Origin of the sequence: Mucilaginibacter ginsenosidivorax (assembly GCF_007971525.1) — a bacterium.
Classification (GTDB): domain Bacteria; phylum Bacteroidota; class Bacteroidia; order Sphingobacteriales; family Sphingobacteriaceae; genus Mucilaginibacter; species Mucilaginibacter ginsenosidivorax.
This window is the reverse complement of record NZ_CP042437.1, coordinates 5,569,587-5,588,427: the sequence shown is the minus strand read 5'-3', so window position 1 is coordinate 5,588,427 and position 18,841 is coordinate 5,569,587. Positions and strand designations below refer to the sequence as shown.

General features: G+C 44.4%; 11 protein-coding genes. 1 reads left to right on the top strand and 10 read right to left on the bottom strand.

Features of this window, described 5'->3' with window-relative positions; genetic code table 11:
• Window positions 1-102: 102 nt before the first annotated feature.
• The 6 genes from FSB76_RS23265 to FSB76_RS23240 form a co-directional block, all read right to left on the bottom strand.
• On the bottom strand, window positions 103-1,866 hold the full coding sequence (locus tag FSB76_RS23265) for an OmpA family protein (protein ID WP_147057638.1): 1,764 nt from the start codon (window positions 1,864-1,866) through the stop codon (window positions 103-105).
• A 4-nt stretch (window positions 1,867-1,870) separates the two neighbouring features.
• Window positions 1,871-2,857, bottom strand: a complete 987-nt coding sequence (locus tag FSB76_RS23260; RefSeq protein ID WP_225976287.1) for a PorP/SprF family type IX secretion system membrane protein — start codon at window positions 2,855-2,857, stop codon at window positions 1,871-1,873.
• Window positions 2,854-5,385 (bottom strand): gliding motility-associated C-terminal domain-containing protein, encoded by a 2,532-nt coding sequence (locus FSB76_RS23255; protein WP_147057636.1) that lies wholly within the window; start codon window positions 5,383-5,385, stop codon window positions 2,854-2,856. Before FSB76_RS23255 ends, FSB76_RS23260 begins: the two co-directional genes overlap by 4 nt.
• Before the next feature lie 91 nt (window positions 5,386-5,476).
• Window positions 5,477-6,355, bottom strand: a complete 879-nt coding sequence (locus FSB76_RS23250) for an AraC family transcriptional regulator (protein ID WP_147057634.1) — start codon at window positions 6,353-6,355, stop codon at window positions 5,477-5,479.
• A 41-nt stretch (window positions 6,356-6,396) separates the two neighbouring features.
• Window positions 6,397-7,494 (bottom strand): glycoside hydrolase family 2 TIM barrel-domain containing protein, encoded by a 1,098-nt coding sequence (locus tag FSB76_RS23245; RefSeq protein WP_147057632.1) that lies wholly within the window; start codon window positions 7,492-7,494, stop codon window positions 6,397-6,399.
• 30 nt (window positions 7,495-7,524) lie between these two features.
• The gene (locus FSB76_RS23240) at window positions 7,525-8,343 is read right to left on the bottom strand and encodes a phytanoyl-CoA dioxygenase family protein (protein ID WP_147057630.1); all 819 of its coding nucleotides are present in this window, start codon (window positions 8,341-8,343) and stop codon (window positions 7,525-7,527) included.
• Between the two features lie 460 nt (window positions 8,344-8,803).
• On the opposite strand from FSB76_RS23240, the gene FSB76_RS23235 reads away from it, so the two are divergent.
• Window positions 8,804-10,297, top strand: a complete 1,494-nt coding sequence (locus tag FSB76_RS23235; RefSeq protein WP_147057628.1) for a TonB-dependent receptor — start codon at window positions 8,804-8,806, stop codon at window positions 10,295-10,297.
• Between the two features lie 667 nt (window positions 10,298-10,964).
• On the opposite strand, the gene FSB76_RS23230 is transcribed toward FSB76_RS23235, so the two are convergent.
• The 4 genes from FSB76_RS23230 to FSB76_RS23215 form a co-directional block, all read right to left on the bottom strand.
• Window positions 10,965-12,800 carry an alkaline phosphatase gene (locus FSB76_RS23230; protein WP_147057626.1) on the bottom strand — a complete coding sequence of 612 codons (1,836 nt, stop codon included), beginning with the start codon at window positions 12,798-12,800 and terminating at the stop codon, window positions 10,965-10,967.
• A 56-nt stretch (window positions 12,801-12,856) separates the two neighbouring features.
• The gene (locus FSB76_RS23225) at window positions 12,857-14,368 is read right to left on the bottom strand and encodes a RagB/SusD family nutrient uptake outer membrane protein (RefSeq protein WP_147057624.1); all 1,512 of its coding nucleotides are present in this window, start codon (window positions 14,366-14,368) and stop codon (window positions 12,857-12,859) included.
• A gap of 36 nt (window positions 14,369-14,404) precedes the next feature.
• Window positions 14,405-17,761 carry a SusC/RagA family TonB-linked outer membrane protein gene (locus FSB76_RS23220; RefSeq protein ID WP_147057622.1) on the bottom strand — a complete coding sequence of 1,119 codons (3,357 nt, stop codon included), beginning with the start codon at window positions 17,759-17,761 and terminating at the stop codon, window positions 14,405-14,407.
• Between the two features lie 111 nt (window positions 17,762-17,872).
• Window positions 17,873-18,817, bottom strand: coding sequence for a FecR family protein (locus FSB76_RS23215; protein ID WP_147057620.1), 945 nt, complete (start codon window positions 18,815-18,817; stop codon window positions 17,873-17,875).
• Window positions 18,818-18,841: the final 24 nt, after the last annotated feature.

Below are 18,841 nucleotides of genomic sequence, written 5' to 3'. Positions count from 1 at the left end.
CGGAACTTAAGACTTTGGGCTAAAGACTATCCGTCAATTTATCGATGAAACGACATTAGGTACCTCTTCAATATCGTTAACACACTTTTACCGTTATTATAATCAATTACTGCCCGAAACCACTTTAATCTCTGTTCTCCTGTTGAGCTGATGATCGGCTTCCGAGCATTTAACCTTATCGGCGCATTGGTTTACCAGGTTGCTTTCGCTATAACCTTTGGCTGCCATGCGGGTTGGGGCAATTCCTTTTTTGACCAGGTAGGTTACTGCAGATTTGGCCCTGCGCTGCGATAGCGCAAGGTTGTATAAATACGATGCCCTTGAATCGCAATAGGATGCCAATGCTATTTTTAGCGCTGGATATTGTTTTAAAATACCGGCCAGACTATCCAGTTCCACAGCTGCATCGGGCCGTATAAATGATTTATCAAGATCATAATAAATAGGCCGGATGTTAAAATCGGGACGGGATGCACCCGAAAGTGGATCGGGTGAACCTGGCGATCCCGGCTTTCCGCTTGCAACAATTAATTGCGGATTACCCGTTATTGGTTTTACAAAAATGGAATCCTTTACGCGGGTAAAGGCATAAATATCATCGCTCCCCTGCCCGTTATCACGATTGGACGAGAGGTAGCCGCTTTGACCATCGCGTGTTATCAGGTTAAAATCGTCGCTGGTGGAGTTGATAGGATACTTAAGGTTTTTTGGGGTATCCCAACTATTTTTTTGGCCATGGGCAGCATAAATCTCGTACCCTCCCATACCGGGCAGTCCTTTGGAAGCATAGTATAAAACACCGTTTTCATCAACAAAGGGAAAGCTTTCTTCTTGTTTGGAGTTGATGGCCTTACCGCAATTTACTGGTTTGCCCCAGCTTCCGTTACTTTGTTTTTCGCAATACCAAATATCTGTTTTACCCTGCCCGCCCTGCATATCCGAACTGAAATAGATCAGACTGCCATCTTTTGACAATGCCGCGTTACCTACAGAATATTGCAGTACATTATTGTAAGGGAAACTTCCCGAAATAACCCACCCGCCATCCTTTTTTACGGCAGTAACCAATTGCAAACGGCGCGTATAAAGCCGGGGACTACTTTTACCGCTATGTTGGTCTATCGGTAAGTTTTTAGCTGCTACTTCGGTAGTGAGGGTTATGTAGGCGGTATCTCCTTTATTATTCAATACCATGGGGCCAACATGGTAAGCATCCTTAAACTCCTTGCTGGTGCCGGGGTCTAAAAACAGCTGTTTTGTTTCTTTTGTATTTAAATCATAGGTGTATAGTTTAAACCAGCCGTTACCGGTGCGGTTATCTCTTTTTCCATCTTCGTTTTCGCGGTCAGATGTGAATATAATGGTTGTCTGGCCACCGTAGGCGGTCCCCCAATCAGATGATGGAGTGTTTACGCCGCCAACATTATTAACCTTATAGGGCGATGGCTGCATCATCCACACCATAGCCGAATCCACATCGGCCAGCTTTAAGGCTAATGCGCCCGCATCATCAGTAAAATACAGCTGGTACTGTTGCCTGGCCTGGTCAAACTTTTGGTTGCGAAACAATACTTCTGCGTAAAAATAATGATCGATTTTGGCGGCTTTGGGATCATTCAGGGCTTTGGCATACCAATCTTCGGCATCCTGGTATTGGTTAATGTAGCGGTAACAGGTAGCAATACGCTCAACAACTTTAACATCGGGCTTATGGCCAACCAGTTTCAGGTAAAATTTCAGGCTTTTAAAATATTCATACTGATCGAAAAGCTTGTCGGCTCGTTGCTTTACAGATAGCTGTTCCTGCGCCAAAGTAACCTTTGCCAGCAAAGCCATCAACAAAACAATCATTATTAACTTTTTCATCTCCCTAAAAATATCTCGGACTAACCACTCTTGGGCTTTTGCCCGGAAAACTTATACTCAACGACAATTCATGCGACCCACTTTGCGAACTTGCAAGCCTGCTTGTTGTAAAATCATATGAATAACCAATCCTGAAGTTTTCGCTTATATAAAATTGCACCATAGCCGCCACGGCGTCTGTTTTATCAAGGCCGCTTTGCAGGTTACTTTTTTTCCACAGGTTTATCCCGGTGCGATATGATGCACCTACCCAAATGGTTTTATTAAATACTATATAATTACTTACATCCAGGTTGGTGGGGCCTTTAAAGTCTTCTTTTATCAGCAACGATGGTTTAATATCCATGGTTTCATTTAGCGGCACCATTGCACCGCCGGTTAAGTAAACTGTGCGGGCCTGCTTATACTGCTGCAAATGATCGACAGTGTTACCCAAACCGGAAAGCAGGTTAAACACGGATGCCCCAACATATACAGTTGGCGAATAATAATAAACCCCGAAACGAAAATCGGGTGTAACGTTACTTTGCGTTCCGGCGGGTATATTGGCATCCCCATCGTCTGTGGCGTTAAACTTAGTACCATCCAGGCGATACTGTATGGCGCCAAAGCCAAGGCCAAAACTCAGGCGTTTGGTATCATCCTCATCAAGCCTTAGCCTATAGGCATAATTTACATAAACCGATGATGTACTTTCGGGGCCAAGCTTGTCAAAAGTAGCTATTAACCCCAGGCCCATATTCTGGTTGGTGCTGTTGGTTAGGCCATCAACAGATACTGTGCCTGTTTTAGGCGCGTCGTTAATGCCCACCCACTGGATACGGCTGCTTAAGTTAAGTGTCCAGTCCTGCTTATAGCCCGCATAGGCCGGGTTTACCGCCAGGCCATTGAACATATACTGGCTAAATTGTATGCTTTGCTGGGCCTGCAATTTTACGGTGAGTAAAACCAGGCCTGCTACCAGGAAATATAGTTTAAAGCCCCGCATCATTTACTCAGTTTTAAAAATACCCAGCCCTTAACCGGGGTAAATTCGCCCGTGTGCTCTTTCCGATTCAATACATAAAAATAAGTGGCCTCGGCCAGTCCGGTGCCGCTCCAATCGTTTTTGTAGTTATCAGAGCGGTAAACCTCATTACCCCAGCGGTTAAAAACTGTAAGTTGCGAACCGGGATAGCTCTCTAACCCAACAATTTTAAAAGTATCGTTTTTGCCATCATTGTTGGGCGTTATTACATTGGGGATCTGCAAATCGGCCGCGATCACCTTCAACACCACCGTATCGGCACAACCGTTGGCGTTGGTAAAAACAAAGTGATATAAACCAACTTTATCCAGCCCGGTTATTATAGTTGTATTGCTTGCAGGGGTGCTGATAGTCGCCGGCAGCGGATCGCCGGCAACTTGGGTGAATACACCGGTACCGGTTGCCGCCATAGTAGCCGGTGCGTACTCAAATATGGTTTGATCGGCGCCTGCATTTGGTCCCGGCGCAATGTTTACGGTGTTGGTTTTAACGTTATTGCAACCCACTCCGGAAGGGGAAGCGTCACATTCGTTATTCGGGTCAGTAGGTATTGCAGCATCCGGGTTGGTGGCATCCGGGTCTGTTACATCTGCCGGCCTTAACACAGCGGCCTCAACCGTAAGATTGCCGCTTGTTGCCAGCGCGATGTTCCCGGTTATGGTAAAGGTGCGTACAGCGCCATTGGCAATATCCAGGTTAGCGTGGTACGCGTTTGCCACAACAGCACCGCCTGAAGTTGAAGAACTGCCGGTAGTAGCAGCGCTTGTTACTACCACCCCGCTGATATCATTAGGAAAACTAAAGCTAAAACCGGCGCCTGTAACGTTATTTGGCCCGTTATTTTTTACCACCACCTTATATACCACCGGCTGGCCCGAACAGGCCGCCACAGCCGTTATACTTTCTACAGAAAGATCGGCTTCCTGCATTACAAAGCTCACGGAAGTTGTTACCGGCTTGCTTTTTATATAACTCCAGGTATCAATAGATTTATTGTTGCCAAAATCGGCATCATTGGTGGCTATACTGGTTGTAGTACCCCACTTATGCCCGTTGATGGCGCTGCTTAACCCTGTAAGGTTTTTTACAGGGTTTGATGGTGTGCCAACAATGCTGATAGGCGTATCGTCCCAGTATAGTGTGTCGTCGGGCGCATAGGTACCGTTTGTACGTGTAAGTAAAAGACCATTAACATTGCGCTCCACATCAAAAAACGGAAAATGAACTTCGCCTGCGGTGGTGGCAATGGTGATATCAACCTGTAGCGACAAGGAACTATTGCCCGCTACTTTGGCGCCAAGGCCATCAAGCCCGTCCCAATATACCTGGTTACCGCCGGTGGTTGCCTGCCCGGTTAATTTACGGTCGATGGCATCGGAATACACACCGTTATGATTTATATCAATACCAATTACATAATTACCGTTCCCGGTTATGTTAAAGTTAAAATTGCCGCCCAACGGGTTGGTTCCGGCCTTTCCAACGGTTCCTTCGGCACCTGTGAAAGTAACGTTACTTATAGCCGGCACCACGGGCGTATTTAAAAGCCATGTTGTGGCCGATCCGGGCGTATTGGCTACGGCGGGCATATCGGTAGCCGGGATATTGAAAAATATTTTCTGGGTGATATCGGTCTGGGTATCGGCCACGCGCGGGTCCTGCACGTTAACGTTGGCGCTAAGGCCATTGATGCTTTTGTACGATGCATTTCCATCCGCGCCTCTAAAACCTTTGTTATTTACAAAAAAGGTAAAGCCATTGCCGGCCTGGCCATTGTTGTTCAATATATATTGATATCCGTCTTTCGTCAGGATGTGGAATATAGCGTTAAAACCCACATTAAACGTACCCAGTATACCCGAAAACACCTGGGTATACACCCTGCCATTTATAAAGCCCGAATTTGAAGCATTGCGTACCGATACATCAAAGGCGGTAATATATTCGGCCTGCGGCTGTGTCCAGTTGGCATTAGCCGGGATGGTAGGCGGATTGCCGTTTAATACCGTTCCGGGATTTTCGGCTACAAAATCAATTTCCCAAACCCCCTCCTGCCCCGCGCCTGCTGTTTTTATAAATGGCGTAAACCCGCCTGCATTGGGCAATGGGCCTGCTACTTCCTGGGCACGGCTATTGATATTGCCGGTGTTTACATCTGTGCCGCTGGTATAATTGTTACCATCGGGCGCGCGCAGGTTAATGGTACCGCCGGCAATACCCTGGGCACTTGAGCCTACATAAATGCTTTCGCCTGCCTTTACGTAAACTTTAACTGTACCTAAAGTGGGGAACGGGAACGAAGAATTGGCCACCGTGCTGCTCGAAAACAGGTATGCGCGGTATCCCCCATTGGCGGCCAGCTCCTTACTGCCTTCGGCATATAAACCTCCAACCTGCAAAAAAAACAAAATTACAGCACAAAAAAAGCCCTTTATAATTAGCTTAAAATATGGATAAGGCATGCCGCAAAAAATTACCGCGCTGTTAAGCATTAAGGTGTATTTACAAAGCCGTAAGTTATAAAAAGCAGGCGAATTGGATACAAAAAATTTACAAGGCGCACCGTGCCGCGCTCAGGCCGTTTTAAACAACGTTCCTCAATTTTCTCAGGTACTCTTTACGGTAAACCTGGGGGCTATGTTTGGTGTACTGCCTGAAAAGTTTATGAAAGTAAGCCACATCTGCAAAACCGCTTTCGAAGCTAATTTCGGTGGCCGTTTTGTTACTGGCTATAAGCAGCTGCATGGCATAATTAAGCCGGTATTGTGTAACAACTTCTATCAACGTTTTGCCTGTCATTTTTTTATAAAACTTGCAAAAGGCGTTAGGTGTCATCACGGCAAGGTCGGCTACCTGTTTAAGGCTTACCCTGTTCCTGAAATTATCTATTATAAAAGCCTGAATGGTATTTAGCCGGTTGTGCTCTGTTACCGTTGATCTGTAAATAAAAGGCTGCTCATTCAATAATTTGTAATCATCGGCCTCGGTAAGTTTATCCAGCACCTCCAGCAACATAATAAGCCTTTTAAATTCGTTATCTGTTTTTGCCATCGTTAGCATTAAATCAATAATGGCCTGCGCTTTAGCACCTGTAAACTGAATTCCTTGCAGGCTTTTGTCAAGCAACTGAACAACCTGCCAGGCATGGTGATCTTCAAAAAAAGCCGTACCTAAAAATCCCCTGTCAAACTGGATCACTACCGAACGGGCATTAATATCTTCGGTACGCAGGCCCGTTTTCCAGCAATGAGGCACATTACCTCCCAGCAATACCAGGTCGCCCTTTTGGTAAGCCGACATGTTGTTGCCCACAAACCTGTTGCCTTCGCCCTTTAAAATTGCGGTAAGTTCATATTCAGGATGAAAATGATAGGGCGAAGCAAACTCGGTCTCTTCAAAAATCCGGACAAGGAAGGTACTGTTCCCATGTCCCGAAAGTGTTTCTAAAGTGGGTTTAATCATGTATCTGGCAGGCTGTTACACAAATAAACTAAATATATGGATTATTTATGTTGGTGCTGCTGTATATATTGTATAGTTTTTGATTTGTCGATAAACATTTTGAGCGAGTCGATCTCGGCAGTTTTATAAGCCTTAAAATCGCCATGGTACAAATCATGCTGCCATAGCTTTTGCTCCGGATCGCCGGGGCGATGGCCCCAGGGCAGGTTAGTTTGGGTTTTGCCGTTAACCAGCCCCCAAAGGTTGCAGCCAACTTTATACTGGTAAAACACGGGGATAATCTCGCTCACTGTCGACTTCCAGGGCCGGTTCATCCATTCGGTATTAATCATGGGACGGTTGTATTGCTTTAGCTTTTCGATGGTTTTAATAACGTTGTCTTTATTACCGTAATCGTGAAAAGTAATCAGGTCTGCATTGTCGGTGATAATGCTGTTCAGCCTCGGGTTCTGATCAAAAATACCAATGGTAAGCGGTTGCACAGGGTCAATAGCCCTTGCCCAAATAATCACCTTTTTTAGCAGCGGAAAAGTTGCCGAACCCAAACCGCCGTTGGTAGGCTCATTGTATAAATCCCACATCAGGATGCGCGGGTCATTTTTAAAGCGGCCAATAACCGCCTTAACATATTTTTCAAGCTTAGGGTGAGTAGCCGAATCAACCACCAAGCTATGCCCCGGGCTTGGCGACCATGCCCAGGCATACCAGCCGGGCAAAGGCTCGGGCTGCCTGCCAATTTTAGGATCATTATCAATACCAAAGGAGCAATCATCAAACAACGCGGGGATAAATTTTATATGATGCTTCTCACATATCGCCATAAACTTATCCAGCGTATTTAAAAAGTATTCAGGGTCATCTGCATAAACTGCATATTGCAATACAGCCCGCAGCGAATTCATGCCCGACTGCCCGGCAAGGGCAAGTTCTTTATCAATAGCAGCGGCGTTAAAACTGGTTTTATCCCACATAGCGGTGTAGTTAATGGCGTATGCCGGGATATAGTTAAACCCGCAGTACCAGGGCTGCTGGTTGTACCATTTCCAGACGCGCTCTTCCGTCCAGCGTTTGCCTGTGTTTTGTGCAAAAGCGGCGCCGATGCCGGTTATCATTATAAGTAATAAAAATATTTTTTTCATAATATGATCTTTATGCCTTACAGGCAATAATTAATAAACCAATGGGTTAAGGTGCGAATTTGCCGGCTGGCCGGGATTAAGACCACCAAGCCAGCGGTTACGGTCGGTTTCCTGGTGCTTGTTTTGCGGTGCCGTAATATGGGCTCCATCGGCATAATAAATAATGGTCATCACTTCACGGGTGGTACTGGCGGTGGAATTGCCCGGGGCGTTGTGCAATGTCCATCCATAGTGCCAGGTGGCATCGCCGGCCCGCATTCGTTCGGCACGGCTGATCGGGTATTTTTTTTGCGCCACATATTTCTGCAAAGCCGTTTCCGATTCGTCGGATATAGGGATATTTTCGGCAAAGCCATCCAGGTGCGACCCCGAAGCAAAGGTGAGCATCCCCAGTTCAACATCAATATCAATCAGCGGCATCCACATGGTAACCGTATTGGTGGTATCAAGCGGCCAATAATATTGATCCTGGTGCCAGGGGGTAAAGCCGCCGCCCGGTTCTTTAAACAGGGCCTGGTCATGGTAAACGCGCACATGATTTACGCCAAGCAGATCGGCAGCTATTTTGGCAAAACGTTTGGCCAGGGTAAACTGTTTTACATCTTCATCCGTGTTCCACAAGTTCATTACCTGCAAAAAGGCTTTACCGTAGGTATCCCTATGCTGCATGGCGCGGGTTTCGGTATTGTGCCGGTAAGCTGCCTGGCGGATGATGTTGCGATAGTAGGCAACTTCGTTTGCCTGAAGGATATTGGGAAGAAGCACGTGCCCATGCAGCCTGAAATTACTTATTTGCCTTTCATCAACATCGATAAAACTGTTTAATACGGGTGTTTTTGGTGAGATCATGCTTATATAATTTGATTTTAACTGGTTGGTAGCCTATTTACTAAGCGGGCATTACAAAACAAGCTGATTATTACATACGCAGATATGTTTAAATTATTCAAACAACAGTAAATACTATCCTATAATAAGTTTTATTAACCAACAACGGGCAAAATTATCTACTGATTTATTGAAATACCGGGCAGCGCTGTTTAACCCGGTGTCTGTTAAAAAAAACGATTAGCACCACGGCAGAACCACCTTTGAACAAAAAATAAAAAAGCTTGGCTATGCTGTACGATCAACATTTGTTAACAATTTATTAAACCCTACGCCAGTGTTGCTATCTAAATCAAAAAACAAAAGCGGTTTCCTTGCCTTTTTACTAATACATGATCCTAACTAATTTAAAAAACCGTATTTTTAAGGCGTCTTTTCAGATCATCATATTGGCAACAATAAACTATAATTGAATAAGGGTATGAATGCCATTCACAACAAGGATATAGGGACCAAGCAAAAGGCACTTGCTATTAACCTTGATCCTAAAATATACGGCTCATTTGCCGAAATTGGTGCAGGACAGGATGTTGCCGCTAACTTTTTTAAGGCCGGCGCATCATCAGGCACTATAGCCAAAACCATGTCGGCCTATGATATGGTTTTCTCTGATGCCATTTACGGCGTACAACAATCAAGGCGTTATGTGAGCGAAGCGCGCCTGATATCAATGCTTGACCACGAATACGGGCTGCTTATTGAACGTTTGGCTGTACAACGTGGAGATTCCACTACGTTTTTTGCCTTTTCTGACACCGTATCGGCTTTAAATTACAATAAAACCAACGATGGCCACGGCTGGATGGGCGTACGCTTTCAGCTAACACCCAACAGCGCGTTTAATGATGTAGTTATTCACGTAAAATTGCTGGATAACGATACCAACCTGCAGCAACAGGCAGTTGGCATTTTGGGTGTAAACCTGATGTATGCCTGCTTTTATTATAACGAAATACCACCGGTATTTTTACTGTCGTTGATGGATAACCTATCGAGAGACAGGATACAGATTGATATGATCCGCTTTGAAGGGCCCGACTTTACCAAGGTTGATAACAGGTTAATGAGCCTGCACCTGGTAAAATACGGATTCTCTGACGCTGCCGTGTTTGGCCCTGATGGTAAAAACATGCAGCCTACCGAAGCGCTGTATAAAAAGCATATTGTGGTTATCCGCGGCCGTTTCCGCCCTATTATTAATGTGCATTTAGATATGCTTAATAATGGCGTTAAACAATTTTTGCAGGAACCCGATGTTGATAAATCAAAGGTGGTAGTGGTTACCGAGCTTACCTTGCAGGCTTTAAAAGAACGAAACGCCGACCTGAATGCCGACATTGATGAAAAAGACTTCCTGGACCGTGTAGATATCCTGTGCTCGCTTGGGCAAACGGTTATGATCAGTAATTTTCATGAGTATTATAAGCTGGTGGCCTACCTTTCAAAAATTACGAGGTTGAAAATTGGCATGGTGCTGGGCTTCCCTAACCTGGAGTATATTTTCTCTGAAGAACACTACCAGGATCTTCCGGGCGGCATTCTTGAATCGTTTGCTACGCTGTTTAGCCGTAAAGTAAAACTGTTTATATACCCTACCCTGCGCGATGGCGTAATATGGAACTGCCTTAAGTTTTACCCGCCACCCCATCTTATTGATTTATACCGCTACCTGATTGCCAACAACAAGATTGAAGACATCAGGCACTATACCGAGGGCAACCTGCATGTTGATACCGATAAAGTACTCCAACTGATAAAGCAAGGCGCTGCCGGTTGGGAAGAATATGTACCTAACGAAGTAGCCGCCATGATTAAAGACAGGTGCTTGTTTGGTTTCCATTGCGAAGTGCCGCCGGTTAATGTTGTTGCTGCTGCTAACGAAAGCGATACGCAAACACAAACCGCTGCTGTTTAAAGCTGGCTCAGTAATAAAAAAGCCGGTTTATCATGATGGTAAACCGGCTTTTTCTGTTTTGATGTATTGGCCCGGAGTTAAATCCCAGGACATCGAAAACCTGCAAAATCCGTTACCTTTTCAATTCCCTCCCTTGCGAGGGCGTAATGCTATTAAGTTGAGAAGTTGACAGGTTGCTCCATCGCAGCAAAACATTTGTAGCATTTTGTAAATCAACATTTTTGCTTGCCGTAGGTACGCTTCATAAGCTCCGTACTTACGGCACGGAGCATTATTTTTCTGTTTTTTCTACAAATGTTACACCCCTACGGGGTTGAATAGCTTAACTCAATAGCATTACCCCCCTCCCAGGGCTACTGTGTGTACACATCTTTTGGAAACGTACTAATAATTAAAAAAATGTCATTTCGAACGAACCGGGGAGGGCTTTGAGCGTTGCCGTGAGGAGAAATCCTATACTACATGCTTGCAAATTTGCATGGTTGAATGCATGTCGTATAGGATTTCTCCTCGTACCTCGTTCGAAATGACATTTTCTTTTGTTTTAAAGATGTGTACGCACAGTAGCGCCCAGGGAAGAAATCGCGCATTCCCAACGCTTTTACAAACAGGATTTGAAATTCATCATTAACAAAGTGAACATAATAATTTCAAAACAGTTCCCTTGCTACTTTATCAATGCCTTCAGCTTATTAAAAATTTCGGTGTTATTAAAAACGCCTCTAAAATCAAGCGAATGCGGGCCATAAGCAAATATGGGTACGGGTGTTCCGGTATGGTCATTGGTGCTAAAATCGCCCCAAACGTATCCTTTGGCGATATTGCCATCCAATAGGGTTAAACCGCCTGTTTCATGATCGGCAGTAACAATAACCAGTGTTTCGCCATCTTCATCAGCAAAGCGCAGGGCATCGCCAACCATCCGGTCAAAATCGCTGTTTTCGGTAATTACCTGTTTCAGGTTATTGGTGTGCCCGCCATGATCAATCTGCGATCCTTCAATCATCATAAAAAATCCGTTTGGCGCACTCTTAAAAGTTTGGGTTACTTTTTTTAATGCCAATGGCAGATAGTTTCCCCGGCCATCCATTTTGGGCCTGGTTACGCTATCGTCCATTAATGCCAGGATCTTTGTTGCAGGTGTATTTAAAAAATCATCAAAATTGCGGATAATGGTATACCCGCGTTGTTTCATTTTATCGATAGGGGTTTGTCCATCTACCGGCTGGGTAAAATCTTTATAAGCCGACCCTAAAAATATATCAACGGGCGATGATACAATTTGATTGGCTATGTTTGTTGAATGGCTTCGTTCAGAGTCATGTGCGTAGAAGGCAGCGGGGGTTGCATCCGTTAATTCGCATACGACAATATCGGCGGTTTTTTTCCCGGCATCGGCGCTATAATCGGCCAGCGAGCGTAAGGGTTTACCTGCCGGATCAACACCTATAGCCCTGTCGTTTGTTTTTTGTCCGGATGCAAACGCCGTAGCCCCCGCGGCAGAATCGGTAATATAAGCATCAGCCGAATAAGTAACCGAAAAGCCCATGTTAAGCATCTGGAATATATTAAGCTGCCCCCTGTTGGCACTATAGGTAGCATATAATTGCGATAAGCCCATGCCATCGCCTATACATAAAATGATGTTTTTAACCTTTTTCACCGTGCCATCTGATTTATAGCTTGGATGATAAATAACATAAGGTTCGGGAGCTTTGTATTCCGACTTCTCTTTCCTGTTTAAAAAATTGCCAAGCCCTTCTATATCATCGGTACCTATAACATCAACGCCCAAACGTAACATGGCCAGCCAGCTGCTTTTGGTATCGGGAGTTTCGTAAAAACGTACTTTTTTACCGGCGTTGTGAACGCTGTCAATACCACCTTTTATTCTTTTAATTTCGTCGGCATTAAATACACCCTTGCCATTCCAATGCACATATTTGCTTAACGGGAAACTTACCAATCCAATTTTTTTCCATTGCGCAGCCGTAAATCCATCTAAATGGTCAACATCAAATGAAATCCAGTCTGGGTAGTTTGGCATGACAGCTGCCGGAGGCACAGCCCCCGTCATCACGATAGATAACCTGCCGGGATGCCCATCGTATGCAAAATATTTTTCTAATGGTTTAAGTTCGCTGATCACCAGCGGTAATATAGCTTTATAATCTTCCTTTATTTCGATTAACAGCCTTAAATGCCGTTGCGGGTCGCGGTTAAATTTTTCAATTAAAGGATCGATATAGAGGATTTTTAACGAACGTTTGGCGCTGATCTCCTTTTTATCATGTGCTACCATCAGTTGACCGTTCACCGCGTAAACATCAGCTTCTATTGAGCCAAAACCTTTTTCATAGGCCCTATAAAAGGGAATATTATTTTTATAATCATTGTGCGAGTGTGCATCGGCCACGGTATAGGCCTTAATTTGTGCGTGGGCAGCAATGCTCATGCCCGTAAGCAGCGCCAACATTGTTGCTGTTCTAATTATTTTTACCATAATGCTGTAAATATAAAAACCGGGCGTTGCCCGGTTTTAAACTTTGTATTATTAAATTACCAACCAGCATTTTGTTTTAGCTGGCCCTGGCTTATCTGGATATCTTTAGGCGGAATAGGCCATACATTATCCCTTGCCGGGTCGAAATTGCGTGCTTTCCACACTACCGAACCATTTGCGCCGTGTAATGGTTTTGCATAAGTAGCCTGCGCATCGCCCCAGCGTACCAGGTCAAAGTTGCGGTCGCTCCACTCGCCTGCCAGTTCTACGCGGCGCTCATGTTTCAAATCGGCCATGGTAGCGCCAGATTTTGGTGCTAAACCAGCCCTTACACGTACCAGGTTTAAGGCGACATCACCATTTTTACCCTGCATAATTTGGGCTTCGGCCTTAATCAGCAAAATTTCGGCATAGCGTAATAACGGAACGTTTAAATCTGTCGACGGTTCATCACCATTAGGGCTTATATGAATGCCACCGGCATAACTAAATGGCTCCATGTATTTATTAAACTGGTAACCGGTTAAGCTGTTGCTTTTGCCGCCAATTGGATAAGTGTAAGTTTGGCCAAAGTATTGAAAAATATCGCCACTTTTAAGAATGGTTGCCGCCAGCCTTTTATCACCAGTTTCAAATTCGTCAACCAGCTCTTTAGTTGGCTGAAAGTAACCGAAACCGTTATATAAACCCCAGCCTTTATTCTCCAGCATAGCGCCCGGCAAAATGCTTTGCCCGTTTAAATTGCTGGCTACCGACCATATATATTCCGAACTATAGTTATTGGCTATTTTAAATACATCGGCATAATTAGCCAACAAAGCGTGTTTGCCGCTTGAAATAACCGAATCGGCATATTTTTCGGCATTGGCATAATCTTTAGCATGCAGGTAGGTTTTGGCCAGGTATGCCCATGCGGCCGTTTTGTGCGCGCGCCCTTTATCAGTAGCTGCCAGCTGATCAAAATAAGGTAATAATGATGCCGCCTTTTTTAAATCAGCCGCGATATAGGCGTAATTATCTTTAACTGATGCCAGCTGCGCCGGGAAAGCGATCGGGTTAGCGCGGTTTTGAACCGGTGCGCCTTGTTTATCGGTACCATATAAATCGGCAATTTCCAGGTGCATTACTGCGTGTACAAAGTAGGCCTGGCCCAATATAAAGTTTTTGGTTGCCTGATCCATGGTGATGCCAGGTACATTGGCTATAACATCATTTGCCCTTTTCATCACCACAAAATGTAACGACCATGGCGCGTAAATACTGCTTTCGTTACCGGTACAAACAAAGTTTTTTATGTTTTCCCTATCGGCAGATGTACGGCCAACAACCATATCGTCGCTGGCATCAATAAGCCAGAAGTAACCACGTCCGTACAGATCTTCGCTGTTACTTTGCTTTTCGTACAAGCCATTGGCAGCTGCCTGGGCATCGCTCGCATTTTTCCAAAAGTTGGTGCTGGTGGGCGTACCGGTGGGCTTAATATTATCTAACGTACTTTTATTACAGCTTTGCGCAAGTATAATTACCATTACACCTAACAAGCCTTTAACTATATTTTTAAATTTCATCTTAATTATCTCCTTAATTCTCTAAATACCTTATTGTTATAAGCCTACGTTAATACCTATTAAAATGATCCTTGATTGTGGATACAAGCCCAAATCGACACCGTTTTGACCAATGCCTACCTCGGGATCAAGTCCTGAATATTTGGTAAATGTGGCCAGGTTTTGTGCATTGGCAAAAACCCTTGCGCTGCGTATGCCTATTTTGGTCATCAATGTTTTTGGCAGCGTGTAACCCAGTGTTACGTTTTTGATACGCATGTATGAACCATCCTCTACGTAAAAATCAGATACGTTACCAAAATTGCCATTGGCATCACTTGCCGAAAGCCTTGGTATGCTGGTATTAGTATGTGTAGGGCTCCAGGCCTTTTTAGCATCGGCCAGCAGGTTATAGTTTTGGATTGATGCGTTTAAGCCGGTGTATTTAACAGCGTTGAAAATTTTGTTGCCGGCAATACCCTGTAAAAACACACTCAGGTCAAAGTTGCCATAGCTAAAGTTGGCTGTAAAGCCGTAGTTGAATTTAGGAAAAGGCGTGCCTAAATAAGTTTTATCGGCATCGTTAAGCTTACCATCGCCATTTAAATCAAGAAATTTAATATCGCCCGGTTTTGCATTTGGCTGGATAAGCGCACCAGATGAACCTGTATAGTTGTTTACCTCATCCTGGGTTTGAAACAAACCGGCGGTTTTGTAACCGAAGAAAGAGTATAGCGAGTATCCCTGCTGTAATTGAACCGGTACAAGGTTACCTCTTACCGTAGGATTTGACAGGATAGATTGCTGGCCCGGCAAAATATCCATAATCTTGTTTTTAATATACGATCCATTGGCAGCTAAGTTGTAATGAAGCTGGCCAATGCTGTTTTGATATTTGATGGCTAATTCGATACCCTTGTTCTGGATTTCGCCACCGTTAACAAATGGCGGATTGGATACGCCAAAAACGGCTGCTACAGGTGGCTGAAATAAAAACCGGGTGTTTTTTTTCATAAATACATCGCCGGTAACATTCAGCTGGCCGTTTAACAAACCCAAATCAAAACCTATATCTGTTTGGGTTGCTTTTTCCCACCTAAGATCAAGATTGGCCAGGCCATCAATTGCCGATCCTGTAATGGCAGTGGCAGGGCTACCCAAATATCCCGCGGTTTTGGTTAAGGATACAGACGTAGGAAAGTTAGGCAAGCCGGCAAGGTTACCCGACTGGCCGTAACTTGCACGCAATTTTGCAAATGATACTAAACCATCGGCAGGAAAAAATGATTCTTTACTAATTAACCATCCTGCAGATACGCCCGGGTAAGTTTCTGTACGGTTTTTACTGCTCAACATGGATGTGGCATCGCGCCTTATAATACCGTTTATAAAGTACTTGCCTTTATAATCGTACCCTACCCTGCCTAAATAAGAGATAAGCGCCGATTCATTCTTGTTACCTTGTAAAGGAACACCTGTTGGGTTTAACGTACCATTGATGATGTAACGGTATGCAGGATCTTCGCTCAGGTAATTATCGGTATTTACACTAAAAAATTCCTGTGTGTCATCCTGATAGGTGTAGCCTGCCAAAGCAGTTACGTGGTGGTCGGTTCCAAATGTCCTGTCAAAGTTTAAGGTTTGCTCGGCAAGTATTGTTCTTGAATTATTTTGCTCCTGGAAAAGGTTGTTATCAAAAAACTTTTTTCCGGGCTCCAGTATCCTGGTGCTAAAGTTTTTGATAGTTTCCAGGTTTTTAGTAACTGCCAGGTTCGAACGGAATTTTAACCCCTTAAACAAACTTACTTCTACATAAGGGTTTATGGTAAAGCTGGTAACCGCATCGCTGTTATCCAGGCGTTTTAGGTAAGCAACAGGGTTTATAACATCGCCGTACGAGCCTGCATAAGCAGCAGGTACACCGCCAAAGCTGCCATCGGCGTTATAAATGGAGGCGTTTGGCGGGTAAAATATGGCCGATAATATAGCACCTGTATAAGCGCTTGTAGTATTGGCCCCCTGGCCGTTATTATAGGAGAACGACATGCTTTCGCCCATTTTAAGCCAGTCTTTTATCTGGTGATCAGAATTTACCCTGAAGTTGTAACGCAGTGCGTTAGTATTTAAAAGGATAGCGTCGTTTTTACGATAACCACCCGATACATAAAACGTTGATTTATCATTACCGCCACTAATGTTCAGGCTATAATCCTGTACATGGCCTGTTCTGAACAATGCATCAGTCCAGTTGGTGCGGGTAATGCGCGAATCGGGGTTTACAGTGGCATCAAAAGCCGGCAGGCGGGTTTTGCCTGCATTATCATAGGCTGTATTAATGGCATCAGCATATTCGGCGGCATTTAGGGCCTGCAATATTTTGAGCGCGTTTTGATTACCTCCTTTTACCGAAATATCTAAATTGGTTTTACCTTGCTTGCCGCGTTTGGTGGTTATCAATATTACACCGCCCGCTGCTTTTGCACCGTAAATAGCAGCATATGAATCCTTCAACACGTCAATTGATTCGATATCATTAGGGTCTATCGGGCCGCCATTGTAAATGGTTCCGTCTACCACGGTTAACGGGCCCTCGTTGTTAAATGAGCTCTGGCCGCGCAACCTGATGCTTGGACCCGATGTTGGGTCGCCGCCTTCATTTAATACGGTAACACCGGCTATTTGGCCCTGCAGCATTTCGGTAACCGAGCCTACGGAGCGATCCTTAACATTTGATACCTTTAATGATCCTACAGCACCCGTAACATCCGATTTTTTTTGCGTACCGTAACCTACCACTACTACTGCCGATAAGCCGGTGATATCTGCGCTTAAAACAACATCAAGCGGCGAATGATCTGCAACTACCTCCTGGGTTTTGTAGCCAATAAACGAAAACACCAATACCTCGCCCTGCTCAACGGATATTTTAAAAACACCGTTAACATCTGTAGATGTACCAGCCTGCGATGTTTTACTGCGGATGGCGACGCCTGCAAGGGGGCCGTCTTTATCGCTCACGGTACCGGTTATCATTACTTTCGCCGGCACTTTTACCACTTTTTTGCGCGAAATAATGATGGTGTTATACTTCTCGCGGTACTCCAGCTGGGTATTGCTGGTTAAAGCATTTAATACATCTTTTAACGGCTTGCCTATAAAAGTGCTTGCTTTTACTTTAACTACCGCCACATCATCTAATTTGTAGTTAAAAGCCACATTGTTCATGGCTTTTTTTAATTTTTCGAGCGATGCATCCATTGTTTCATCGGCAAACTTTACGGTTACCGGCTGGTCAATCAATGATGCTTTACGCTCGGCCAGGGATTGGCCCGGCACCAAGGTTGCGAAAATTGTTAAGAGCAATAAAATTGCGGTCATTAACTTTCTTGAAATCTGGGATAAAGATTTTTCCATACATTTGTTTTTAAAAGTGATTAGTAACCGCCTGTCTGGGTTTAGTCTGGGCAGTTACACTTAATAAGCCAGTGCTTGTTAGTAGCAGGCATTGGTTTTCTTTTATATCTATTATTTAATAGTTACTACATCCCCGTTAAGCCGGTATTTACGGCCATCAATAAACTGCAAAATATCAAGCACCTGGTTAATGGTTAGCTTATTTGAAAACCTAACCGAATAATGTTGCCTGCTTAGCCTTTTACCAGTGTAATTAAAGTTTACGTTATACCTGTTTTGCAGATAAACAGCTACTTCTTTAAACTCAACGTTATCTAAAATCAGGTCGTCATGCATCCAGCTTAGCGCGTGGTCGCCAATAATGGTTTGTCTTGAAAAATTTTGGTTTTGCTTGTTGTAGGTTACCTGCTGCTGCGGTGTGTACATACCTAAAGTATGCTGCCTGTCATGCACTTCAACCTTACCACTGTTTACAAACACCTGTATGGTTGGCAGCTCGCGGTAAAATTTAACATTAAATGAAGTACCCAACACCTGTGTGGTAACGCCAGCTGTATGAACCAGGAAAGGTTTTGTGGCATCGTGCTTTACATCAAAAAAGGCTTCGCCGTTCAGCAAAGTTACCTCCCTTACAGCAGCGCCGAATTTAACCGGGCACCTGATGGCGCTGCCTGCGTTTAATTGCACAAGGGTATTATCGGGCAGTAGTACTTTTTTCATTTGCCCTTTAGGCGTGGTGATCACCTGGTAGGCAATTACCTCTGCAGGTTTAGGGCCTGTAAACATGCGGTAACCCAAAATGCCCGCAAAAAGGGAAATTAAAACAACAGCGGCTACTTTTAACCAGGCGGTGTTTAACCTGGTTATGCGGGGCTGGTTAATGGTTTGCGCTTGTATTTTTTCCCAAAGGGCCTGCTTTAAATGCCCCACCGGTTGCGGCGCATCCTGCCGGCGGTTTAAATCCTGCATCAACATTTGCAAATACGCCAATTCTTCGTCGGTACATTTGCCTTCGTTAAATTTGTCAAGTAGTTTTTTGATTTCCTTTTCTTTCACTTATAAGCCTTTATACTTACCAAG